This window comes from Burkholderia theae, from assembly GCF_048565265.1.
In the GTDB taxonomy this organism is placed as follows: Bacteria; Pseudomonadota; Gammaproteobacteria; order Burkholderiales; family Burkholderiaceae; genus Burkholderia; species Burkholderia theae.
Genome location: NZ_CP183462.1, coordinates 1,236,393 through 1,260,310, shown reverse-complemented (window position 1 = coordinate 1,260,310; position 23,918 = coordinate 1,236,393). Strand labels below are relative to the sequence as shown.

At 68.1% G+C, this 23,918-nt stretch carries 16 protein-coding genes; 8 read left to right on the top strand and 8 right to left on the bottom strand.

The genetic code is table 11. The features are described 5' to 3' along the window. Window positions 1-258: 258 nt before the first annotated feature. Genes ACN22W_RS23145 through ACN22W_RS23130 form a run of 4 tightly spaced genes read left to right on the top strand, consistent with a single transcriptional unit; the run spans window position 259 to window position 8,790 of the window. Entirely contained in the window at window positions 259-1,584 is a 1,326-nt protein-coding gene (locus ACN22W_RS23145) for an MFS transporter (protein ID WP_419689542.1), read from the top strand. Window positions 1,585-1,605: 21 nt separating this feature from the next. After that, window positions 1,606-4,203 (top strand): nitrite reductase large subunit NirB, encoded by a 2,598-nt coding sequence (nirB, locus tag ACN22W_RS23140; RefSeq protein WP_419689541.1) that lies wholly within the window; start codon window positions 1,606-1,608, stop codon window positions 4,201-4,203. Window positions 4,204-4,241: 38 nt separating this feature from the next. Then, window positions 4,242-4,586, top strand: coding sequence for a nitrite reductase small subunit NirD (gene nirD / locus ACN22W_RS23135; RefSeq protein WP_047903106.1), 345 nt, complete (start codon window positions 4,242-4,244; stop codon window positions 4,584-4,586). 16 nt (window positions 4,587-4,602) lie between these two features. Continuing rightward, window positions 4,603-8,790, top strand: coding sequence for a molybdopterin-dependent oxidoreductase (locus tag ACN22W_RS23130; RefSeq protein ID WP_419689540.1), 4,188 nt, complete (start codon window positions 4,603-4,605; stop codon window positions 8,788-8,790). A gap of 44 nt (window positions 8,791-8,834) precedes the next feature. On the opposite strand, the gene ACN22W_RS23125 is transcribed toward ACN22W_RS23130, so the two are convergent. Together ACN22W_RS23125 and ACN22W_RS23120 are read right to left on the bottom strand one after the other, a co-directional pair. Beyond that, window positions 8,835-9,611, bottom strand: a complete 777-nt coding sequence (locus ACN22W_RS23125; protein ID WP_419689539.1) for an SDR family oxidoreductase — start codon at window positions 9,609-9,611, stop codon at window positions 8,835-8,837. A gap of 4 nt (window positions 9,612-9,615) precedes the next feature. Next, window positions 9,616-10,053 (bottom strand): GlcG/HbpS family heme-binding protein, encoded by a 438-nt coding sequence (locus ACN22W_RS23120; RefSeq protein ID WP_419689538.1) that lies wholly within the window; start codon window positions 10,051-10,053, stop codon window positions 9,616-9,618. 95 nt (window positions 10,054-10,148) lie between these two features. Between ACN22W_RS23120 and ACN22W_RS23115 the strand changes: the two genes are divergently transcribed. The 4 genes from ACN22W_RS23115 (at window position 10,149) to ACN22W_RS23100 (ending at window position 15,873) form a co-directional block, all read left to right on the top strand. Continuing rightward, the gene (locus ACN22W_RS23115) at window positions 10,149-11,057 is read left to right on the top strand and encodes a LysR substrate-binding domain-containing protein (RefSeq protein ID WP_412025625.1); all 909 of its coding nucleotides are present in this window, start codon (window positions 10,149-10,151) and stop codon (window positions 11,055-11,057) included. 80 nt (window positions 11,058-11,137) lie between these two features. Further along, complete coding sequence (locus ACN22W_RS23110) at window positions 11,138-11,572, top strand: hypothetical protein (protein WP_193100376.1); 435 nt, start codon at window positions 11,138-11,140, stop codon at window positions 11,570-11,572. 429 nt (window positions 11,573-12,001) lie between these two features. Then, window positions 12,002-14,596, top strand: a complete 2,595-nt coding sequence (mprF, locus tag ACN22W_RS23105; RefSeq protein ID WP_419689537.1) for a bifunctional lysylphosphatidylglycerol flippase/synthetase MprF — start codon at window positions 12,002-12,004, stop codon at window positions 14,594-14,596. Next, window positions 14,593-15,873, top strand: a complete 1,281-nt coding sequence (locus tag ACN22W_RS23100; RefSeq protein ID WP_419689536.1) for a virulence factor family protein — start codon at window positions 14,593-14,595, stop codon at window positions 15,871-15,873. Before mprF ends, ACN22W_RS23100 begins: the two co-directional genes overlap by 4 nt. A 302-nt stretch (window positions 15,874-16,175) precedes the next feature. Here the strand turns inward: ACN22W_RS23100 and ACN22W_RS23095 are convergent, their stop codons facing one another. From ACN22W_RS23095 to ACN22W_RS23070, 6 genes are all read right to left on the bottom strand, one after another. Beyond that, a complete protein-coding gene (locus ACN22W_RS23095; protein ID WP_419689535.1) occupies window positions 16,176-17,582 on the bottom strand; it encodes a hypothetical protein in 1,407 nt (468 codons plus the stop codon). Between the two features lie 559 nt (window positions 17,583-18,141). After that, window positions 18,142-18,585 (bottom strand): DUF934 domain-containing protein, encoded by a 444-nt coding sequence (locus ACN22W_RS23090; protein ID WP_419689534.1) that lies wholly within the window; start codon window positions 18,583-18,585, stop codon window positions 18,142-18,144. Further along, a complete protein-coding gene (locus ACN22W_RS23085; RefSeq protein ID WP_419689533.1) occupies window positions 18,582-20,366 on the bottom strand; it encodes a nitrite/sulfite reductase in 1,785 nt (594 codons plus the stop codon). Before ACN22W_RS23085 ends, ACN22W_RS23090 begins: the two co-directional genes overlap by 4 nt. Before the next feature lie 205 nt (window positions 20,367-20,571). Next, on the bottom strand, window positions 20,572-20,961 hold the full coding sequence (locus ACN22W_RS23080) for a hypothetical protein (RefSeq protein WP_343494445.1): 390 nt from the start codon (window positions 20,959-20,961) through the stop codon (window positions 20,572-20,574). Window positions 20,962-21,047: 86 nt separating this feature from the next. Then, on the bottom strand, window positions 21,048-22,481 hold the full coding sequence (locus tag ACN22W_RS23075; RefSeq protein WP_419689532.1) for a PLP-dependent aminotransferase family protein: 1,434 nt from the start codon (window positions 22,479-22,481) through the stop codon (window positions 21,048-21,050). A gap of 117 nt (window positions 22,482-22,598) precedes the next feature. After that, window positions 22,599-23,909, bottom strand: a complete 1,311-nt coding sequence (locus ACN22W_RS23070; protein WP_193100382.1) for an MFS transporter — start codon at window positions 23,907-23,909, stop codon at window positions 22,599-22,601. Window positions 23,910-23,918 lie beyond the last annotated feature (9 nt).

Sequence of the window (23,918 nt, the reverse complement as noted above, 5' to 3'; positions counted from 1 at the left end):
ATCACGGCGCATCGCGCGCCGCGGGCCGGACGGCCTCGCGCGCTGGCCGGCGAGCCTTGCGCGGCGGGGCTGCCGGCCCGATTCGGGCCGACATGGCACGGCGTTTGCGTAAGCTGGTTCGGGCGGATCAACGGCGATTCGTCCGCAGTACCGATTACAGACGCGCCCGGCAACGGGCTTCATGGGCAACGGCGTCCTACACATCGGGTCTCGACGAGACCGGGTGTGCAGGACGCCGTTTTTCGTTTGGCGGATGACATGACCGACAAAGCTACCCGTATCGATCTCTTCAGCTTCCGCACCGCGCCGATGCGCGCGTTCCACCTGACGTGGATGGCGTTCTTCGTATGTTTCTTCGCGTGGTTCGCGTGCGCGCCGCTGATGCCGCTCATCGCGCGCGAATTTCACCTGACGGCGGCACAGGTCGCCAACATCAACATCGCCGCGGTGGCCGCGACGATCGCCGTCCGGCTGCTGGTCGGCCCGCTGTGCGACCGCTTCGGCCCGCGCCGCGTGTATGTCGGCCTGCTGCTGCTCGGCGCGATCCCCGTGTTCGCCGTGTCGTTCACGCACGACTACCTGTCGTTCCTGATCTGCCGCCTCGGTATCGGCGCGATCGGCGCGGGCTTCGTGATCACGCAGTACCACACGTCGGTGATGTTCGCGCCGAACGTGGTCGGCACCGCGAACGCGACGACGGCCGGCTGGGGCAATGCGGGCGCGGGCGCGACGCAGGCGCTGATGCCGCTGCTGGTTGCCGCCGGCCTGATGCTCGGCTTCGGCGATGACTCGTCGTGGCGCATCGCGCTCGTCGTGCCGGGCGTCGCGATGCTCGTGATGGCGTGGGCGTACTGGCGCTTCACGCAGGATTGCCCGCAAGGCGACGTGATCGCGCTGCGCAAGGAGGGCGTGACGGTCGACAGCGGCAAGAAGGGCGGCTTGGCGAGCTTCTTCGCCGCGTGCGGCAACTATCGCGTGTGGATGCTGTTCGTCACGTACGGCGCGTGCTTCGGCGTCGAGGTGTTCATCCACAACATCGCCGCGCTGTACTACGTCGATCACTTCAACCTGTCGCTGAAGGACGCGGGCTTCGCGGTCGGCCTGTTCGGGCTGCTCGCGCTGTTCGCCCGCGCGCTCGGCGGCTGGCTGTCCGACAAGATCGCCGCGCGGCGCAGCCTCGACGTGCGCGCGACGCTGCTGTGCGCGCTGATCGTCGGCGAAGGGCTCGGGCTGATCTGGTTCTCGCATGCGCAAAGCATCGGCATCGCACTCGTCGCGATGCTGACCTTCGGCCTCTTCACGCACATGGCGTGCGGCGCGACCTACGCACTGGTGCCGTTCATCGACCGCAAGGCGCTCGGCGGCGTCGCGGGGATCGTCGGCGCGGGCGGCAACGTCGGCGCGGTCGCCGCGAGCTTCCTGCTGAAGGGCGTCGGCGACGTGCAGCACACGCTGAGCGTGCTCGGCCTCGCCGTCACCGCGACCGCGCTGTGCGCGATGGCCGTGCGCTTCAGCGAAGAACACAAGGCACGCGAAGCCGAGCTGCGCGACCACGCGCTGGCCGCCGGCAGCGTCGCCAACTGATCGACCGAAGGAAACGTCATCATGAAACTCATCGTCATCGGCCACGGCATGGTCGGCCACAAGCTCCTCGAATGCGTCGCGGCGGAAGCGGGCGCGGCGGGCGCACTGCAGGTCACCGTGCTCGGCGAGGAACCGCGCCCGGCCTACGATCGCGTGCACCTGTCGGAGTTCTTCGCGGGCAAGTCGGCGGACGACCTGTCGCTCGTCGAACCCGGCTTCTTCGAGCGTCATCCGCAGTTCGACCTGCGCCTGAACGCCTGCGTCGCGTCGATCGACCGCGCCGCGCATACGGTCACGCTCGCGTCGGGCGAAACGCTCGCGTACGACAAGCTGGTGCTCGCGACGGGTTCGCGCCCGTTCGTGCCGCCGATGCCGGGGCATGATCGCGCGGGCTGCTTCGTGTACCGGACGATCGAGGATCTCGAAGCGATGCAGGCGTGCGGCACGCACGCGAAGCGCGGTGTCGTGGTCGGCGGCGGGCTGCTCGGCCTCGAATGCGCGAAGGCGCTGCGCGACATGGGGCTCGACACGCACGTCGTCGAATTCGCGCCGCGGCTGATGGCCGTGCAGGTCGACGACGGCGGCGGCCGGATGCTGCGCGCGAAGATCGAGGCGCTCGGCGTGACCGTGCATACGGGCAAGAACACGCTCGAGATCGTCGACGGCGAGGCAGGCACGCACCGGATGGCGTTCGCCGACGGCACCCACCTCGACGCCGACATGATCGTGTTCTCCGCCGGCATTCGCGCACGCGACGAACTGGCGCGCGCCTGCGGGCTCGAAACCGGCCCGCGCGGCGGCGTCGCGATCGACGATGCATGCCGCACCAGCGACGCCGATATCTACGCGATCGGCGAATGCGCGGCATGGAACGGCATGGTGTACGGCCTCGTGGCGCCCGGTTACGACATGGCGCGCGTGGTCGCGAAGCAGCTCGCCGGCAGCGCCGACGAGACGGGCACGGCCGCGTTCGCGGGCGCCGACATGAGCACGAAGCTGAAGCTGATGGGCGTCGACGTCGCGAGCATCGGCGACGCGCACGGCACGACGGCCGGCAGCCGCACCTACCAGTACGCGGACGAGCGCCGCCAGGTCTACAAGAAGCTCGTGGTGTCCGACTGCGGCAAGTTCCTGCACGGCGCGGTGATGGTCGGCGACGCGGCCGAATACGGCACGCTGCTGCAGATGATGCTGAACCGCATCGAGTTGCCCGAGTCGCCCGAATTCCTGATCCTGCCGTCGTCGGACGGTGTCGCGAAGCCGGCGATCGGTGTCGACGCGCTGCCGGACGGCGCACAGATCTGCTCGTGCAACAACGTGTCGAAGTCGCAGATCTGCGCGGCGGTGGCCGACGGCGCGACGAGCCTCGGCGCGCTGAAGTCGTGCACGGGCGCCGGCACGTCGTGCGGCGGCTGCGTGCCGCTCGTCACGCAGATCATGAAGGCCGAGATGAAGAAGCAGGGCCTCGCGGTCAACAACCATATCTGCGAGCACTTCCCGCATTCGCGCCAGGAGCTGTTCCACCTGATCCGCGTCGAGCGCATCACGACGTTCGACGAACTGCTCGCGAAGCACGGCCATGGGCTGGGCTGCGACGTGTGCAAGCCGGCCGTCGCGGGCATCCTCGCGTCGTGCTTCAACGAGTTCGTGCTGAAGAAGGAACATGCCGGGCTGCAGGATTCGAACGACTACTACCTCGCGAACATCCAGCGCGACGGCACGTATTCGGTGGTGCCGCGCATGCCGGGCGGCGAGGTTACGCCGGAAGGGCTGATCGCGGTCGGCCAGGTTGCGCAGAAGTACGGGCTGTATACGAAGATCACCGGTGGCCAGCGCGTCGACCTGTTCGGCGCGCGCGTCGAGCAGCTGCCGTCGATCTGGGAAGAGCTGATCGCGGCCGGCTTCGAATCGGGCCACGCGTACGGCAAGGCGTTGCGCACCGTGAAGTCGTGCGTCGGTTCGACGTGGTGCCGCTACGGCGTCGACGATTCGGTCGGCCTCGCGATCGACTTCGAGAACCGCTACAAGGGCCTGCGCGCGCCGCACAAGATCAAGTTCGGCGTGTCGGGCTGCACGCGCGAATGCGCGGAGGCGCAGGGCAAGGACGTCGGGATCATCGCGACCGAGAAGGGCTGGAACCTGTACGTGTGCGGCAACGGCGGGATGAAGCCGCGCCACGCGGAACTGCTCGCGTCCGACCTCGACCGCGCGACGCTGGTCCGCTACATCGACCGCTTCCTGATGTTCTACGTGCGCACGGCCGACCGCCTGCAACGCACGAGCGTATGGCGCGACAACCTCGAAGGCGGCCTTGACTACCTGATCGACGTCGTCGTGCACGACAAGCTCGGGATCGCGGCCGAACTCGAAGCCGACATGCAGCATGTGGTCGACACCTATGAATGCGAATGGAAGAAGGCCGTGACCGATCCCGAGACGCGCAAGCGCTTCCGCCACTTCGTGAACAGCGACGCGCCGGACGCGAACATCGAATTCGTCGAGACGCGTGGCCAGATCCGCCCCGCGACGCCCGACGAGCGCGTGCGCGGCAAGCCCGTGACGATTCCCGTCGTTGTCGAAGGCGCGACGCAGGCCGTGACCGAATCCGCAACCGTTTGACCCTGACCGACACCAGCGTCTTTTCCAAGGAGCTCATCATGAACGATCGTCTTCCGCTGTCCTGGACCCGTGTGTGCCCGCTCGACGACATCGTGCCGAACACTGGCGTGTGCGCGCTCGTCAACGGCGAGCAGGTCGCGGTGTTTCACGTCGCGCATGCCGACGGCGGCGTGTTCGCGATCGACAACGTCGACCCCGTATCGCAGGCGGCCGTGATGTCGCGCGGGCTGATCGGCAGCCTCGGCGAGCGTGTCGTCGTCGCGTCGCCGCTGTACAAGCAGCATTTCGACCTGCGCACCGGCGAGTGCCTCGAAGCGCCGGAGCAGTCGGTGAGCGCGTATCCGTCGCGGGTCGAGGACGGCTTCGTGTGGATCGCGGCCTGACCGCCCCGGAGCGCGCATGACCGCCACCCCCGTCAAGAGCGTGTGCCCGTATTGCGGCGTCGGCTGCGGCATGGTGCTGCACGTCGAGGAGGGCGAGGTCGTCAAGGTGTCCGGCGACGCCGACCATCCGACCAACTTCGGGCGGCTGTGCACGAAGGGTTCGTCGGCGCACGTCGCGCTGCGCCGCTCGGGGCGGCTCGACCGCGCGTTCGTGCGCCGCGCGCGCGAGGACGACCTCGTGCCGCTGCCGGCCCGCGACGCGATCGCCGAGACCGCGCGCCGCCTGCGCGCGGTGCTCGATGCGCACGGCCCCGACGCGCTGTCGTTCTACGTGTCGGGGCAGATGTCGATCGAGGCGCAATATCTCGTCAACAAGCTCGCGAAGGGCTTCGTCGGCACCAACAACATCGAGTCGAACTCGCGCCTCTGCATGGCGAGCGCGAGCACCGGCTACAAGCAGTCGCTTGGCGCGGACGGCCCGCCCGGGTCGTACCAGGACTTCGATCGCGCGAACCTGTTTTTCGTGATCGGCGCGAACATGGCCGATTGCCACCCGATCCTGTTCCTGCGGATGATGGATCGCGTGAAGGCCGGCGCGAAGCTGATCGTCGTCGACCCGCGCCGCACCGGCACGGCCGACAAGGCCGACCTGTTCCTGCAGATCCGGCCGGGCACCGATCTCGCGCTGACGAACGGGCTGCTGCACCTGCTGCATGCGAACGGCCGCACCGACGGCGCGTTCATCGACGCATACACCGAAGGCTGGGACGCGATGCCCGCGTTTCTCGCCGACTACACGCCCGAGCGCGTCGCGGCGATCACGGGGCTCGCGGAAGCCGACCTGCGCACGGCCGCGCAATGGATCGGCGACGCACCGGAGTGGATGAGCTGCTGGACGATGGGGCTCAACCAGAGCACGCACGGCGTGTGGAACACCAACGCGATCTGCAACCTGCATCTCGCGACCGGCCGCATCTGCCGCCCCGGCAGCGGGCCGTTCTCGCTGACCGGCCAGCCGAACGCGATGGGCGGGCGCGAGATGGGCTACATGGGCGTGGGGCTGCCGGGCCAGCGCTCGGTGCTGTCCGACGACGACCGGCGCTTCGTCGAGAATCTGTGGCGCGTGCCGGCCGGCACGCTGCGCAAGGAGACGGGGCAAGGGACGGTCGACCTGTTCGCGCGGATGGCGGCCGGCGACATCAAGGCATGCTGGATCGTCTGCACGAACCCGGTCGCGACCGTGCCGAACCGGCAGAACGTGATCGCCGGCTTGCAGGCCGCGGAGCTCGTGATCGCGCAGGACGCGTTCCTCGACACCGAGACCAACCGCTACGCGGACATCCTGCTGCCCGGCGCGCTGTGGGCCGAGGGCGACGGCGTGATGGTCAACTCCGAGCGCAACATGACGCTGATGCGCGCCGCCGTGGCGCCGCCCGGCGACGCGCTGCCCGACTGGCGCATCGTCGCGGAAGTCGCGCGTGCGATGGGTTTCGGCGACGCGTTCGACTACGCGTCGGCGGCCGACGTGTTCGACGAGATCGTCCGTTTCTCGAATCCGGCGACCGGTTACGACCTGCGCGGCGCGAGCCACGCGGCGCTGCGCGACGGGCCCGTGCAGTGGCCGGTCGCACCGGGCACCGCGCGCGAGCGGCACCCGATCCGCTACCTGAACGACGGCGTGAGCCAGACGTTGCGCACGGCGGCCGGCGAGAACGACGCGCCGCGCATCGCGTTCCCGACGCCGTCGGGCAAGGCGCGTTTCTTCGCTCGGCCGCATGTCGATCCGGCCGAGCTGCCCGACGACACGTTCCCGATCGTGCTGAACACCGGGCGGCTGCAGCATCAATGGCACACGATGACCAAGACGGGCAAGGTCGCGATGCTGAACAAGCTGAACCCGCGCCCGTTCGTCGAGCTTCACCCGGACGACGCGAGCGCGCTCGGCATCGCCGCGAAGGACAGCGTCGAGATCCGTTCGGCGCGCGGCCGCGCGGTGCTGCCGGCCGTCGTCACCGAGCGCGTGCAGCGCGGCAACTGCTTCGCGCCGATGCACTGGAACGACGTGTACGGCGACGACCTGTGCATCAACGCGGTGACGAACGACGCGATCGATCCCGAATCGCAGCAACCCGAACTGAAATATTGCGCGGTCGCGCTGCGGCGCGTCGAGACCGATGCGTTCGCGTCCGACGACGACGGCACGGCGCAACCCGATGCATGCGCCGACGACGCGCGGCCCGCGCCGGCGATGGTGCAGGCCACTGTTTCACAGGAATCCGACATGGCAGACATCGACACTTTCGCGGCCGCGCTCGGCGTCGCCGATCTCGCGCCGCCGCCGCTGACCGACACCGAGCGGCTGTATGTGGCCGGCCTCGTCAGCGGGTTGAGGGCGAGCGCGGGCCGGCGCGAGGGCAGCGTGCCCGTGCTGCCGGCCGGCGCGCCGCTCACGCCGCCGGTGCGGTTCTGGCTCGACGGGATGCTCGCCGGTTTGTTCAGCCGCTCGGCGCCCGCTCATGCACACGCGCTGGATGCCGTAACGCCGGCCCAGTCGGCCGACGCCGGCGGCGGCGTGCGCATCGTGCGCACGCGCCCGAAGGTCGTACTGCTGTGGGCATCGCAGACCGGCAACATCGAATCGCTGACCGAGGACTACGCGACGCAGTTGATGAACGCGGGTTTCGAGATTCGCACCGCGTGCATGTCCGACTATCCGGTCGCATCGCTTGCCGGCGCGCAATACGTGCTGCTGATGACGAGCACGTTCGGCGACGGCGATGCGCCCGACAACGGCACCGAGTTCTGGGACGCGCTGCAGGCCGGCAGCGCCGCGCGCCTCGACGGCGTGCACTTCGCGGTGCTCGCGTTCGGCGACCGCAACTACGACCAGTTCTGCGGCCACGGCCGCCGGCTCGATGCGCGGCTCGCGGAACTCGGCGCGGCGCGCCTGTGTGCGCGCGTCGACTGCGACGTCGAATTCCAGCGCGATGCCGACCAGTGGCTCGAACGTGTCGTCGCGCGGATCAAGGAGGCGGACGCCGCGCTGCACGCGGTGCCGACCGGCGGGATGAGCCCGTCGGGGCTGCTGCCGACGAAGGCGCATCCGGCACCGTCGAAGCTCGTCGCGAACCTGCGGCTCAATCGTCCGGGCGCCGCGAAGGACACGCGTTACGTGTCGCTGTCGACCGAAGGCGCGAACCTCGAATACGAAACCGGCGACGCGCTCGGCGTGTGGCCGACCAACTGCCCGGAGCTGGTCGACGAGCTGCTGTCCGTCACCGCGCTGAAAGCCGATGCACCCGTGTCCATCGCGGGCGTCGGCGACGTGCGGCTCGGCGACGCGCTCGCACGCCACTTCGACATCACGCGGCCGCATCCGGACACGCTCGCATTCATCGCGTCGCGCAGCGCGAACGGTGCACTGAAGTCGCTGCTCGGCGACGAACGCAAGGGCGACCTGAAGCAATGGTTGTGGGGACAACAGCTCGCGGACGTGCTGCACGAGTTTCCGGTCGAGCTGTCGGGCACGGAGCTGGTCGGGATGCTGAAGCGGATGCAGCCGCGTCTCTATTCGATCGCGTCGAGCCCGAGCGCGCACCAGGGCGAGATCCACCTGACCGTGTCGGCCGTGCGTTATCACAACGGCCGGCGCGCACGCAAAGGCGTTGCGTCGACTTTCCTCGCCGATCGCGCGGACGACGGCCGCGTGCCCGTGTTCGTGCAGAAGTCCGCGCATTTCCGCCCGCCGGTGAACGGAGACGTGCCGATCGTGATGGTCGGCCCGGGCACCGGCGTCGCGCCGTTCCGTGGCTTCCTGCACGAGCGGCAGGCGCGTGGCGCACGCGGGCGCAACTGGCTGTTCTTCGGCGAGCAGCACGCGCAGACCGATTTCTACTACGGCGACGAACTCGGCGCGATGCACGACAGCGGTTTCCTGACGCGACTCGATCTCGCGTTCTCGCGCGACCAGGCCGACAAGATCTACGTGCAGGACCGGATGCGCGAGCAGGGCGCCGAGCTGTTCGCGTGGCTGGAAGAAGGCGCGCACTTCTACGTGTGCGGCGACGCCGCGCGGATGGCCAAGGACGTCGATATGGCGCTGAAGGCGGTCGTCGCCGAGCACGGCGGTATGTCGGACGACGCCGCGAACGACTACGTCGCGCGGCTCGCGAAGGCGCGGCGCTACATGCGGGACGTGTACTGACCGCGCGGGCGGCGGTCCACCCGCCGTCCCGCGACCGGCAGAGGTTACTGCTGGCGGTCCCACGCACGCGCCTGTTCGGCGCGCACGAATGCTTCCGACGATTTCGGCAGCAGGTTGCGGAACGCGCCGCCGTCGCTATCGATCACGTCGACCATCTTCGCGATCATTTCCTCCGGATCGTGCTGTTCGAGCGGGAACGTCAGCCGCTCGGGCGTCACCGTGTGGACGGCCGGATCGCGCCAGCGCCGCGTCGTCTCCATCATCCGGTCGTTGAAGCCGGTGCTGTACGGGCCCGGGTTCACGACCGCGACGCGAATGCCGTGCGGTGCCAGTTCCGCGTGCATCGCCTCGGCCACCGATTCGACCGCATGCTTCGACGCGCAATAGGCGCCCGTGAACGGCCCCGTGATCAGGCCCGCGATCGACGACACGAACACGATCTTGCCGTGCCGGCGCGCGAGCATCCCGCGCGCGATCTGCTGCGTCAGTTCGAGCGGCCCGAACACGTTGGCGTCGAACAGCTCGCGCACGATCTCGACCGGCAGGTCGACGAGCGCGCCGGCTTCGCCGACGCCCGCGTTGTTCACGAGCACGTCGATGTCGAGTTCGGCCGCACGGGCACGATCGTGCGCGGACGTGACGTCGAGCTTGATCGCGCGCAGCGTGGTGCCGCGTTGCGCGGCGGCGGCCGCCAGTTCGTCGATCTCGGTCGTGACGCGCACGCCGGCCGTCACGTCGTGACCGCGTTCGGCGAGCCGCAGCGCGACTTCGCGGCCGAAGCCGGTGCCCGCGCCGGTGATGAGGATGCGTTGCTGTGCCATGTGCTTACCTTGTGGTGGGGAGCGTTGCGTGAAAGCGATCGCGGCAATGTCGGGCGATCGCGGTGTCTTCGTCGACGCTGCCGCCCGATACGCCGATGGCGCCGACGCAGCGTCCGTTGCCGTCGACGAGCGGTTCGCCGCCGCCGAACGTGACGAGCCCGCCGTGACTGTGTTCGATGCCGCGCAGCGGGCCGTCGCCCGACATCGCGCCGAGCGAGCCGGTCGATGCGCGGAAGCGGACGGCGGTCAGCGCCTTGCGCTGCGCCAGATCGATCGCGCCGAGAAAGCAGTCGTCGGTGCGCACGAACGCGAGCAGGTTCGCGCCGGCATCGACGATCGCGATGGCGACGCCCGCGACCTGCAGCGATTCGGCGTGCGCGAGCGCGGTTTCGATCGTGCGGCGGGCGGCTGCGAGCGGCAGCGCGGCGGTGAGCGGGTCCATTCGAGGCTCCGGTGGGACGACAGGGCCAGTGTAGGTCGTCGCGGTATATGGGAGAATCCGCATTCCGCTCGAAGGAGTTTCAAGTTTTTTTAATGATGGGCAGACGCGATCCGATGGCCGGGCTGCACGTATTCATGAGCGTCGCGACGGCCGGCAACTTCACGCGGGCCGCCGCCGCGCTGGGCCTGACGCCGGCCGCCGTCAGCCTCGCGATCGGGCAGCTCGAGGGCGAGCTGAACGTGAAGCTGTTCAACCGCAGCACGCGCGGCGTGAGCCTGACGGAAGCCGGGCAGCGCTACTGGCAGCAGACGGAGCCTGCCTACCGGCAAGTCATGCAGGCGCGCGACGCGCTGAAGGACGCGCGCAGCGAGCCGAGCGGGCTGTTGCGCGTGACCGCGCTGCCGCTGGCGCGCTCGCTCGTGATCGCGCCGGTTCTCGCCGCGTTCCGTGAGCGCTTTCCGAAAGTCCGGCTCGAAATCCGCTACGAGAACGAGCTGGTCGACATCGCGAAGGACGGGTTCGACGCGGGGATCCGCCTCGCCGACCGGCTGCAGCCGGGGATGATCGGCGTGCGGATCGCGCCCGCGCTGTCGTGTGCGCTCGTCGCGTCGCCCGGTTATCTGGCGCGGTATGGCGCGCCCGCGTCGATTACGGAGCTCGAGCGTCATGCGTGCATCCGCTTCCGGTTTTCGGAGAGCGGGCGCCTGCACAAGTGGCTGCTGCACGACGGGCGCCGCGACGTCGATCTCGATCCGGACGGCGTGTTCGTGACGAACGATGCCGATGCGGTGATCGATGCGGCGCGTGCCGGCGTCGGCATCGCATTTGCGTTCATGCGCGAGCGCATCGAGCAGGACCTGCGCGACGGCACGCTCGTCGAGGTGCTGCCGGGTGCGTGCCGCACGCTGCCACCGATGTGGCTCTATTACGTGAATCGCAAGCACGTGCCGGCGAAGCTGCGCGCGTTCATCGACATCCTGCGCGAGCGGGCCGGCGAAGCGTAATTCGACGGCGCCGCCTGCCGGCAGCGATTCGCGCGGCGGCGCATGATGGCGGCTCCATCCACGCAGCCTGGGAGCGCGTCATGCCGGCATTCCCGCATTTCCCGATTCGAACCCTCGTGATCGCCGCAGCGCTGGCGGCCGCCGCGACTTGCGGCGCGCCAGCCGTTGGCCAAACGTCGACCGTGCCGGCCGGCACGGCCGCCGCGACACCCGACAACGCGGTGCTGCTGACCGTGTTCCTGAAGCACGACCAGTCGCGCCCGCTCGCCGAGTTGAACGCGCAGCTCGCGAAGCAGGGGTTCTACAAGGCGTTTCCGCCGCCGGGCGTGGAAGTGGTGAGCTGGACCGTGACGATGGGGATCGGCCAGATCGTCGTGCTGCGGTTGCCGGCGTCGCGGCTGCGCGAGGTCAATCGGGTGCTCGAGGATACGGCCTGGGGGGCGTACCGGACGGAGTTCTATCCGACTTACGACTACAAGGCGATCGGGTTGGGGGAGCATGAGCGGGCGAAGTGACGGTACGCAGCGCGATTCCGTCACGGTGGAAAGTGGATACGAGTGCACCGAATCAACCTGTCCCCATTCCCGAAACGCCCCGCGCCGTTACGTTTTCATCCTCGGCTGTCGGGCCTCGCCCGGGAGATTTCTCCCAAATGCATCACAAGTCATTCATCCGATGAAAAAATGGACCCGGTTCCCGGTATGATGCGCACCTTGCGTTTTTCGGTCGCACGATTTTGATGCGATGTTTACGCGCCCGCGCGCCACAAAACCGCACAATGCGAACCTGAAAGATTCTGTAATATAAATTCCGTATACTCGTAAGTTCTGATTCAGGCGCCACCTGCCTCCGTCTTCGGCCGACCGCCCACGCAGAACAACCAGATTCGTCGCCGCCTGGCCGTCTTGCGCCGCGACACGCTATGCACCACCACTGAACAATCTATGTCTTCCCGCCACTCTGGTTCGCCCGGCCGTGCCGCGGCGGTGATCGCCCGTGTCCGGGCGCTGATCCGCCATGAGCGCGTGCTGTCGCCGCTGCTCGCGCTCGGCATCGGCCTGCTGCTGATCGTGGTTTTCCAGCATCTGTCGGAATCCGTCGACTACCGGTCGGTGATCCGCCAGTTGCGTCACATGTCCGTCGGCGAGTGGGGCGCGTCGCTGGCCGCGACGGCGCTCAGCTATCTCGCGCTGGTCGCCCGCGACGCGGTCGGCCTGCGTTATGTCGCCGCGACGGTGCCGCGCGTCGCGCTGTGGATCGGCGCGATCGCCGGGTCCGCGCTCGGCAACGCGACCGGTTTCGGCGCGCTGACGGGCGGCGCGGTCCGTGCACGCGTGTACGGCGTGTCGGGCGTCACGCCCGCACAGATCGGCCGGATGACGGTATTCACGAGCGGCACGCTGGCGCTCGCGATGGTGCTGATGACGGCGGTCGGCATGGTTTGCGTGCCGGAGGCGCTCGCCGCCATGCTGCACGTCGCGCCCGGCGTGCTCACGTGGAGCGGCGCCGCGCTGCTCGTGGTGCTGGCCGCGATGGTCGTGATGTGCGGCAACACCGCGCGCCCGGTCGTGACGCGCTTCAAGTGGCTGTCGTTCGACGTGCCCGCGCGGCGCGATCTCGTCGCGCAGGTGGTCTACGCGGTGCTCGACGTCGTCGCGGCGGGCCTGACGCTGTGGGTGCTGCTGCCGGCCGCGCCGGTCGGCTTCCCGACCTTCATCACCGTCTACGCGGCCGCGTTGCTGCTCGGGATGATCGGCCATACGCCGGGCGGAATCGGCGTGTTCGAAGCCGCGATGGTCTTCACGCTCGGCCGCGAAGTGCCCGCGCATGCGATGGTCGCCGCGCTGATCGCGTATCGCGCGATCTACTTCGGCGTGCCGCTCGTGCTGTCGGCCGGCCTGCTGGCCGGTTTCGAGGGGCGCGCGTTGCGGCGCCGGCTCGTGTCGCGGCAGGCCGCGCGCGTGTCGCAGCTCGCGCCGGTGTTCCTGAGCCTCGTGACGTTCGCGGTCGGCGGGATGCTGGTGATCTCGAGCGCGACACCCGCGTTCTGGCACCGGATCGCGATCCTGCGCCACCTGGTGCCGTTGTGGGTGCTCGAAGGTTCGCAGGTGATCTGCAGCGTGCTCGGCGTCGCGCTGCTGTTCGTCGCGCGCGGATTGCTGCGCCGCCTCGACGGCGCATGGTGGATGACCTTCGCGCTGACGCTCGCGAGCCTCGCGCTGTCGCTGGCGAAGGGCCTCGCGTTCGTCGAGGCCGGCGTGCTCGGCACGCTGCTGGTGCTGCTGCTCGTCAGCCGCCGCCGCTTCAACCGTCATTCGTCGCTGCTCGCCGAGCGCTTCACGGTCAGCTGGTTCGTGTCGGTGACGATGGTGCTGATGCTGGCGGTGTGGGTGCTGTTCTTCGCGTTCCGCGACGTGCCGTACACGCGCGACCTGTGGTCGCATTTCTCGTTCGACGCACGCGCGCCGCGTGCGCTGCGCGCGACGCTCGCGAGCGGCGTGTTCGTCGCGATGTTCGCGCTGTGGCAACTGCTGCGCCCGGCCCCCGGTCGTTTCGTGAAGCCGGTGCCGCAGGACCTGTTCGACGCCGAGCGGATCATCCGCGCGCAGGAGTGCAGCGATGCGGGCCTCGCGCTGATGGGCGACAAGTCGTTCCTGTTCTCGGAATCGCGCCAGGCGTTCCTGATGTACGCGAAGTACGGTCGCACGTGGGCCGCGCTGCACGACCCGGTCGGGCCGCGCGAAGAATGGCCGGCGCTGATCGCCAAGTTCATCGCGCTCGCGCATGCGCACAGCGGTCGTGCGGCGTTCTACCAGGTGCGCGCGAACGCGCTGCCGCTGTATCTCGACGCGGGGCTCACGCTGATGAAGCTCGGCGAGGAAGCGCATATCGCGCTCGACCAGTTCGACCTGAAGGGTTCGAACCGTTCGCACCTGCGTTACGCATTGCGCCGCGGCGACAAGGACGCGCTGACGGTCGAGGTGATCGCGCCGTGCGACGTGCCGGTCGCGCTGCCGAAGCTGCGCGACATCTCCGACGGCTGGCTCGACAGCCGCGATGCACGCGAGAAGAGCTTCTCGGTGGCCGCGTTCCACGACGGTTATCTCGCGACGCAGTCGGTGATGCTCGTGCGTCAGGCCGACAAGCCGATCGCGTTCGTCACGTTCATGACGACCGACCTCAACACCGAGGCGACGGTCGGTGTGATGCGCCATCTGCCAGACGCGTCGCCGTACGCGATGGAGTATCTGTTTACGCAGCTCGCGCTGCATCTGAAGGAAGCGGGTTTCCGCAAGTTGAGCCTGGGCATCGCGCCGTTCTCGGGGATGGGGGCGGCGAAGATGCCGTCGCCGTGGCACCGGCTCGGCCTGATGGTCTGGCGCTTCGGCGGCCGCTTCTACAACTTCCGCGGCTTGCGCGCATTCAAGAGCAAGTTCGAACCGCACTGGGAGCCGCGTTACCTCGCGGCCTCGGGCTCGGTCGGCGTGTTCGTCACGCTCGCGGATCTGTCATTGCTGGCTGGAGGTCGGCGTTCATGATGTTGAAGAACGGATTCGCGCGGGCGGCAGCCGCCTGCGCGGGAATGATGCTGGCCGGCGCCGCGTGCGCCACGCAGCCGGCCGCAGTGAAGGCCGAAACCGTGTCGGGCGGCCGTTATGGGCCCGTTACCGTCACCAAGCCGAGCGGGCCGCTGCGCGGTTTCGTCGTGTTGTTCTCGCGTGAGGCCGGCTGGAATGCCGCCGATCAGCAGGCCGCCGATGCGCTCGCGAAAGCCGGGGCGATGACGGTCGGTGTCGACTCCGAGCGTTATGCGATGAATCTCGCCGCGAAGCAGGAGACCTGCCACCACCTCGACGGCGACGCCGAGGCGGTCAGCCACCAGCTCGAACGCCTCGCGCAGTCGTCGCGCTATTTCACGCCGATCGTCGCGGGCGTGGGCCAGGGCGGTGCGATCGCGAAGCAGATCCTGTCGATGGCGCCGGAGAACACGATTGCCGGTGTCGTATCGGTAGACCCGGCGGCGAAGCTCGACCCGCGCTTCAAGCCGTGCCCGCCCGATCCGACGATCGTGCGCCGCGCGATGCCGGGTTTTGTCGAAACGGCTGCCGCGGGCGACACCACGAAGCTCGTGTCGCTCGTCACGTCGCACCTGCGTGACAACAGCAGCGGCGACGAACTCGACGTGTCGGATCTGCCGCTCGTCGAGCTGCCGGCCAAGGGCGGCAGCGACCGCCTCGCGATCGTGATCTCGGGCGACGGCGGCTGGCGCGATCTCGACAAGACGATCGCCGAGGCGCTGCAGCGCGACGGCGTGTCGGTGGTCGGCATCGACAGCCTGCGTTATTTCTGGAGCGAGAAGCCGCCCGCACAGGTGAGCCGCGACCTGGCGCGCGTGATGCGTACGTACACGGCGCGCTGGCATGCGAACCGCGTGGCGCTGGTCGGTTACTCGTTCGGTGCCGACGTGATGCCGTTCGCGTACAACCGGCTGCCGGCCGACCTGCGCGACAAGGTCGCGGTGATGTCGCTGCTCGGCTTCGCGCCGTCCGCCGATTTCCAGATCCGCGTGACGGGCTGGCTCGGCATGCCCGCGAGCGACAAGGCGCTGAAGGTCGCGCCGGAACTGGCGAAGGTGCCGCCGCAGCTCGTGCAGTGCTTCTATGGCGCGGAAGAGAAGGACACGATGTGTCCGGCGCTCGTGGGAACGGGCGCCGACGTGATCAAGACGCAGGGCGATCACCACTTCGGCCGCGACTATATCGCGCTCGAGAAGAAGATCCTCGGCGCATTCGGCAAGCCGGTGGCGCGCAACTAGCCGCGTCTGGCGTGCCGGTGGAACGCATGCGCGTTCCGCCGGCGACATGTTCACGTGAGCGTGACCTGGTTTTCGAACGCGATACCGCGCTTCGCGTCGCGCTGCGGCGAAGGATGGATCCCGTTTTCCCGGTCGCCTGATGGTCCGGTAGCAGCCGGCGCGTCGCGTTGCCCGGATCGGGTTCGTCGGGCATTGTCACGGGCGCGTCGAACAGGTCGTTGCCGCCTGCCGACAGCAGGATCGCATCCCATGAATACGCTGGCGTTCCTCCCGCCAGATAGGTGGCGAATTTCACTTCGCTATCACAGCGCCGGGTCGAGCGGCGTGATCCGAGCCAGCATCAACGTGTACTCTTCCGCGGCAATCTGGCCGAATTTCATTTTCACGACCGCTTGTGCCTGGGTCGTCGCGGGTTCGGCCTGCGCATTGGGAAACAGGCACGTGGCGGCGGCTGCGATGATGGCGTCGGGGTTTTCGAGCGGCGGCGCATTGGTTGGTATGGGTGGCGATTCCGCGCCCGGCGCTGGGCTCTGGAGCGCCTGCACCAGCAGGAAGATCGGCACGACATCCGCCAGGCCGATCGGTAGCAATTTCGACGCATCCGGGCCGAAATGCCGGCGTACGATCGCTTGCGAACCGAGTCGCAGCGTGAAGCGAAACGGAAAGCCCGTGCGGATCGACAGCGTGACGGGGTCAGCCGCCGCCATTTGCTCGATCGATGTGATGCCCTCCGCTTGCAGCAACGCCGCCACGAACTTCGTGACGCCGCTCAGGTTGAGCAGTTCGTCCGGAACGTCCTCGTCCTGTTCGAGCTTGCTCATGTTCAGCGCAGCGAGGCGACGAATCGTCTTCATGATCTGATCGACCGGGAGGATCATCAGCGTGAACGCGATCACGACATGCGGCGGGCTGCCGGCCGACGGCGCATATTCCGCGACAAGAGCAAGCGGGATCGAGAGGAACAGCCGCAGCGAATACCAGTACACGTCGGATGCGTTGAGTGCGCGGCGCCGGATCCCCAGCACGGCATCGCTGACGACGAACATCAGCGCACCGGCGATCGACGACACGATCAGCGGGGCACTGAGTCCGAAAATGCAGGTCGCCTGGCTCGACGACGAGCAAGCCCCCTGCGTACACAGCCAGGTCGCGATGGACGTGATCGCGTACGTCACCACGAGCAGGATCAGAAACGGCGGCACGAACGCCCACAGGCCGTACTGCTCGTGGTAGATGTTCGCGAACAGGCGGTCGCCCAGCGTCGGCCAGCGTTCCGAGAAGTCTTTCATGAGGTCCGTGTTGCTGCCCGCGCTCAGCGCCGTGCGTTCCTGATGTTCCGCGAACTGGATCGTCTGCAGCAGCCACTTCGACCAGAAACGCTTGAGGTAGGCATCGAGCGCGTCGTTCTTCAGGCTGTTCTGGAATTCGTCATAACGCGCGTACCAGCCCAGGCACAGGAACGCGATCAGCGGCACGCCTACCAGCACGGTTGCGATCGCGCTGACCATGATGATCGTCCCCCACTGATCCCAGAAAATCCCCGCGCGAACCGGTTGTTTGATCGCATAGGCGGCGACCGCAGCACCCGCCGCGTTGACGAGAAGCAGATAGAGACCTAATGAAATGGCCCTGCCACGTGCCGTCCAGTGATTCATTCTCACGGGATTGATCGTCGGCGGCCGGGCTTCAAACGGATTGGAGGTAGCCATGTGCATGCTCGAGAGTGATCGCACCTGCTTCCACGCACGACCTTGCGTGCGGAAGACAGGCTAATGTCACGTCCCGCCGCCGAACGGCGAAACGATTCTCTTTGCTTCGATGAAGTGAATCAGGGAAGGGGCAGCGGGTCAGCGCGGAGGGGCAAGGAGATGCTTCGACGCGCGCACGGGGGGAATGGCGGCTTCGCGTGTCGACGCGCGCGATGCGTCCGCGAACGGAGCGATTGCGGTGGTGTTTGTGACGCCGCAAGACGATGACTTGTCCATGGCGAGTCCCCAGGTTGAAATTTATTTGTATAACTTAATTATTGTGTCGAATCTTCACGCGATTCATGTGTCCCGATATGAATCGAACAGAATGTGCCGCGCATTTGATCCGTAGAGTCAAGCTAGGTTATACGTTGAAAATGTCAAGCAATGACCGAATCAAATGCGCGGTTTCGCTGTTGTTGCCAGATCGTGCGAGGGTTGGCATGAGGAATGCAGGTTGAATGATCCTATGAATGACTTTCCCGTCGTGGCGAGTGTGGCCGCGCGCTTGCGAATCAAGTCAATCGTCTGACATTATCTCGCGCGGCGATGCCGGCGCTTCCGACCTCGCATCGCGTTGATAGAAGCCCGGAAACCGGTCGAGCTGCCGCCGCGCGGCCGCGATGTCCGTGTCGTCGCCGAGCACCGCGCTCGAAAACCCCGTGCGCTCCATCAGCAGCAACTGGTCGATCAGTACGTCGCCGATCGCGCGCAGGTCGCCGGCGAAGCCGAAGCGCTTGCGCAGCAGGTAGGCCTGGCTGTACGCGCGACCGTCGGTAAACGACGGGAACTGCAGGTCGATGCGCGCAGCCTGCGCGATCCGCGCGGCGAGCGGTGGCAGTTCCTCGTCGTTGCCGATCGTCAGCGTCGCATCGTCGTGCTGCTGCGTGTCGCGGGCGTGTTCGGCCGGCGTCAGCAGCCGGATGCGTGCGTTGATGCTGTCGTTGTCGCTGGCTGGCTTCATGCGTGCTCCGCCTGATGGCGCGCGTCGTTCGCGGCGGCCTTGAAGGGTTCCGCGCCGATGCGGCGCACCGTGTCGATGAATCGTTCGCTGCGGCCGTTCGCATCGATCCGCGCGTCGAGATACGCGTTGACGATCGCGTCGACGACATCGACGATCTCGTCCGCCGAGAACGACGGGCCGATCACCTTGCCCGGCCGCGCGGGGCCGCTCGCGGTCGAGCCGTCCGACCCGCCGAGCGTCACCTGGTACCACTCCGCGCCGTCCTTGTCGACGCCGAGGATGCCGAGGTGGCCGCTGTGATGATGGCCGCAGGAATTGATGCAGCCGCTGATGTGCAGGTCGATGTCGCCGACGTCGTGCAACATGTCCAGATCCTGGAAGCGCTCGGCGATCGCGTCGGCGATCGGGATCGAGCGCGCGTTCGCAAGCGCGCAGAAGTCGCCGCCCGGGCACGCGATCATGTCCGTCAGCAGCCCGACGTTCGCGCTGGCGAGCCCGATCGCGCGCGCGTTTTCCCACAGCAGGAACAGGTCGTCGACGTGCACCCACGGCAGCACGACGTTCTGCGTGTGCGTGACGCGCGCCTCGCCGGCCGAGTAGCGGTCGGCGAGATCGGCGAGCGCGTCGAGCTGGTCCGGCGACGCATCGCCGGGCGCCTGCAGGCGGCGCTTGAACGACAGCGTGACGATGCGCAGCGCCGGGTCGCGGTGCGCGGCGACATTGCGTGCGAGCCAGCGCGCGAACGCCGGGTGGCGGGCCGCCTGCGCGGATACGCGCGCATTCGCGTCGTGCAGGTCGAGCGTGCGCGGCTTGAGCCGCGGCGGCACGAACGACGCGGCGACGCGCTCGAACTCGGCCTGCGGAATCGTATGCGGGCCGCCGTCATGGTCGACGATCTGGCGGAACTCCTCCTCGACGTCGTCGATGTAGCGCTGCCCCTCGGTCTTGACGAGGATCTTGATCCGCGCCTTGTACTTGTTGTCGCGGCGGCCGTAGCGGTTGTACACGCGGACGATCGCCTCGATGTAGTTCATCACGTGCCGCCACGGCAGGAACGCGCGCAGCAGCGTCGCGATCATCGGCGTGCGGCCCATCCCGCCGCCGACGCTCACGCGAAAGCCGAGCTCGCCCGTCTCGTCGCGCACGAGCTTCAGCCCGACGTCGTGCCAGTCGGTCGCCGCGCGGTCTTCGGTCGCGCCGGTGATCGCGATCTTGAACTTGCGCGGCAGAAATGCGAATTCGGGGTGCAGCGTCGTCCACTGGCGCATCACTTCGGCGAACGGACGCGGATCGGCGATCTCGTCCGGCGCGACGCCCGCGCGCTCGTCGCACGAAATATTGCGGATGCAGTTGCCGCTCGTCTGGATGCCGTGCATGTCGACGGTCGCGAGCAGGTCCATCACGTCAGCCGCCTTCGCGAGCGGAATCCAGTTGAACTGCACGTTGGTGCGCGTCGTGAAGTGCGCGCTGCGGGTCGGCAGGCGCAGCGTGCCGAGCAACGCCTGCGCGTCGCACGCGGCGCGATAGGTGGCGTCGTCGGGCACGTCGTAGTCGCGCGCGATCCGCGCGAGCACGCGAAGCTGGGCGCTCGACAGTTCGCCATACGGTACGGCGACGCGCAGCATCGGCGCGTGGCGCTGCACATACCAGCCGTTCTGCAGGCGCAGCGGCCGGAACGCGTCTTCGCTCAGCGTGCCGTGCTGCCAGCGTTCGAGCTGGTCGCGAAACTGGGCGGCGCGGCTGCGCACGAGCGCCCGGTCGAAATCGGTATATCGATACATGACGTGATACGCGAGAGGAGCCGCGGCGCGCGCGGCTCGAAAGGGACGTTGCGACGGGTGTCAGGCAACCGGAGACAGCGTAGGGAACGCGGGGCGGCGGGACAAGCAGCAGATCGGGACGAAAAGGGCGCAGCAGATGGCGGGCGCGACGCCGGTCGTGGCGGCGCCCGCGCGGGCCGGGCATGCATTGATGCCCGTGGCGGATTCAGGCGTCGACGACGAGCGCCGGATCGAGCGCGCGAATGCGCTGGTCGATGAAGTAGCCGCCGCCTTCCTGATAGCGCAGGAACAGGCGGCCGCACGAGCGGCAGCGGCTGACGTTGCAGCGGTTGTACGGGAAATGGCGCAGCGCGATCGGCGCATCGTCCGACGCGTAGCGCGTACCGGCCGGATGATATTCCGCATAGGTTGGCTCCATTTCGCCGGGCGGCGCGAGCGTGGCTACTTCGGTCAGTTGCGCGTCCTGCAGCGACAGCGGCAGGCTGGTCCATCCGGCGAGCGAGGTTTTCGTGCACGTGCACGGCTGCGCGACGTGCGCCGCTTCGGCCGTCAGTTTCAACAACGCGTCGTGATCGAGGTAGGGCAGTTGGCTCATGGAAAATCGTGAAGGGGCAGCGGGATCAGCAATGTAACCCGCGCGCCGATTGCCTGCATGGACGTGACCGGGCACACCGGGCGCGATCAACCGCCCTTGCGCACCGACGGCTGCGCGACCAGTTCACCAAGCACGCGGATCGCGCGCTCGATGTCGCGGCTCCATGGATGGCCGAAGTTCACGCGCACGCAGCGCTCGAAGCCGTGCGTGGCCGAAAACAGCGGCCCCGGCGCGAAGCTGATCCCGCGTGCGATCGCCTGGCGATGCAGTTCCATCGCGTCGATCGCATCGGGAAACGCGAGCCACAGGAAATACCCGCCGTCGGGTCGCACCCATTCGACGCCGGGCGGCAGCCAGCGCCGCAGCGCGTCGTCCATCCGGTCGAGCTGCGTGTGCAGCGCGCCGCGCAGCTTGCGCAGGTGACGGTCGTAGCCGCCGTGCTCGAGATAGTTCGCGATGCCGACCTGCGCGGGAATGCTGGCCGACAGTGTCGTCATCAGCTTGAGCCGCTGCACCTTCTCCGCGAACCGGCCGGCGGCGGCCCAGCCGATCCGGTAACCGGGCGCGAGCGTCTTCGAGAACGAACTGCAGTGCATCACGAGGCCGTGGCGGTCGAACGCACGCGCGGGCAGTGGATAGTCGGGACCGAAATGCAGCTCGCCGTAGACGTCGTCCTCGATCAGCGGCACCTCACGCGCCGCGAGCATGTCGACGAGCGCGCGCTTTTTGTCGACGGACAGCGTGACGCCGGTCGGATTCTGGAAATTGGTCATGAACCAGCACGCGCGGATGTCGTGCCGGTCGAGCGCGTGCGCAAGCGCATCGAGATCGAGGCCCGTGCGCGGATCGACGGGAATCTCGACCGCGCGCAGGTCGAGCCGCTCGATCGCCTGCAGCGCCGCATAGAAGCCGGGCGCTTCGACGGCGACGACGTCGCCGGGCCGCGTGACGGCCATCAGGCACAGGTTCAGCGCTTCGAGCGCGCCGTTCGTGACGACGATCTCGTCGATCGACTGCGACACGCCCGTCGCGAGATAACGCCGCGCGATCTGCTGGCGCAGCGCCTCGTTGCCGGGCGGCAGGTCGACGACCGTGCTCCACGGGCTGACGAGCCGCGTGGCCTGCGCGAGCGACTTCGCGAGACGCGGCAGCGGAAACAGTTGCGGCGCCGGGAACGCGGAACCGAGCGGCACGATGCCGGGCTGCGTGGCCGCATCGAGGACCGAGAACACGAGGCTGCTGATGTCGACCTTGCGCGATGCGCCGGCGCGGCTCGCGCGACGCTTCGCGGCCGGGGCTGCGTCCGGTTGTGCACCCGGCGCGACGTAGTAGCCGGAGCGTTCGCGCGCACGGATCAGCCCCCACTGTTCGAGCAGGTAGTACGCGCGAAACACCGTCGACTGGCTCACGCCATGCTGCGCGATGATCTGCCGCAGCGACGGCAGGCGCGTGCCGACCGCGAGGTTGCCGTTACGGATGTCGTCGGCGATCGTATGGGCGAGGGTTTCGTAGCGTTTCATCGGCGAGGGCGGGAGCGCGTCGCGCGCGGGCGGCTCATTGTCCGATGCGCGGCCCGAAAAGGAAAGCGCGGGCGGCGCAGCGAAGGCGCCGCAGCCGCGCCGCGCTGCCCCGATGCATCAGGCCGCGTTTGGCTCCGCGCCACGCCCGTTCGCGCCGCTGCGCAGCGGCGGCAACGGTTCGACCTTGCCGACGACGAACAGGTACGACAGCGCGCCGACCACGCACAGCACACCGGCCACGGCGAGCGGCACGACGAACGAGCCTTTCGTGATCGACAGCATCACGCCCGTGAACGTCGTGATGAAGATCCCCGCGAGATTGCCCGCGAAGTTCTGGATGCCGCCGATCGACGCGACGTGCGCGGGCGTCGGCGCGACTTCGCCGACGAGCGTCCACACGTTCGCACCGGCAAACGACAGGCTTGCATACGCGAGGGCGAACAATCCGAGGCACGCCCACACGCTTTCGACGAACGCGGACAGCGCGATCGACGACGACAGCAGCATCCCGAGCACGAGGCAGGTCTTGCGCGCGGCGGTCGCACTCCAGCCGCGGCGGAACAGGCTGTCCGACACGTAGCCGCCGAGCCAGCCGCCGGGAATCGCGAGCAGCGCGGGCAGCATGCCCCACGTGCCGAGCGACGCGAGCGAGAAGCCGCGCGATTGCAGCAGATAGCTCGGGAACCACGTGATGAAGAAGTAGATCGCGAAGTTCAGGCAGAACAGGCCGATCATCATCCCCCACACGGTGCGGTAGCGGAACAGGTCGAGCCACGACACCTTCGCGCCGTCGGTTGCGGCCGCAACGGTCGGCGCGCCGCGCTGTGCGAGCAGCGCGTCGACGGCGTCCGGCGCGATCGCGCGATAGCGTTCCGGGTCGCGATAGATGAACCACCACGCCAACGCCCACACGACGCCGATGCCGCCCGTGATCACGAACGACCCGCGCCAGCCGACGATCGAGATCAGCCACGCGACGAGCGGTAGCGACAGCGCGGAGCCGACGCGCGAACCGCTGTCGAAGATGCTGCTCGCGAGCCCGCGTTCGCTGCGCGGGAACCAGTTGAACGCGACCTTCGCGAACGACGGGATCGCGGCCGCTTCGCCGACGCCGAGCATCAGCCGCACGCCGACGAGTTGCGAGAGGCCGCGCGCGGCGCCCGTCGCGACGGTGAACACCGACCACCAGCCGACCGCGAGCGCGAGGCTGACGCGCACGCCGACCTTGTCGATGAACCAGCCGGCCGGCAGTTGCAGGAACGCGTAGGTCCAGAAGAACGCGCTCAGCACGAGCCCCATGCCGACCGCGTCGAGGCCGAGGTCGGCGCGGATGCTGGGCGCGGCGATCGCTAGGTTCGCGCGGTCGATGAAGTTGATAACGTTGGCCAGGAAGCACATCAGGATCATGGCCCATCGGATGCGTGGCATGCGGTGTCT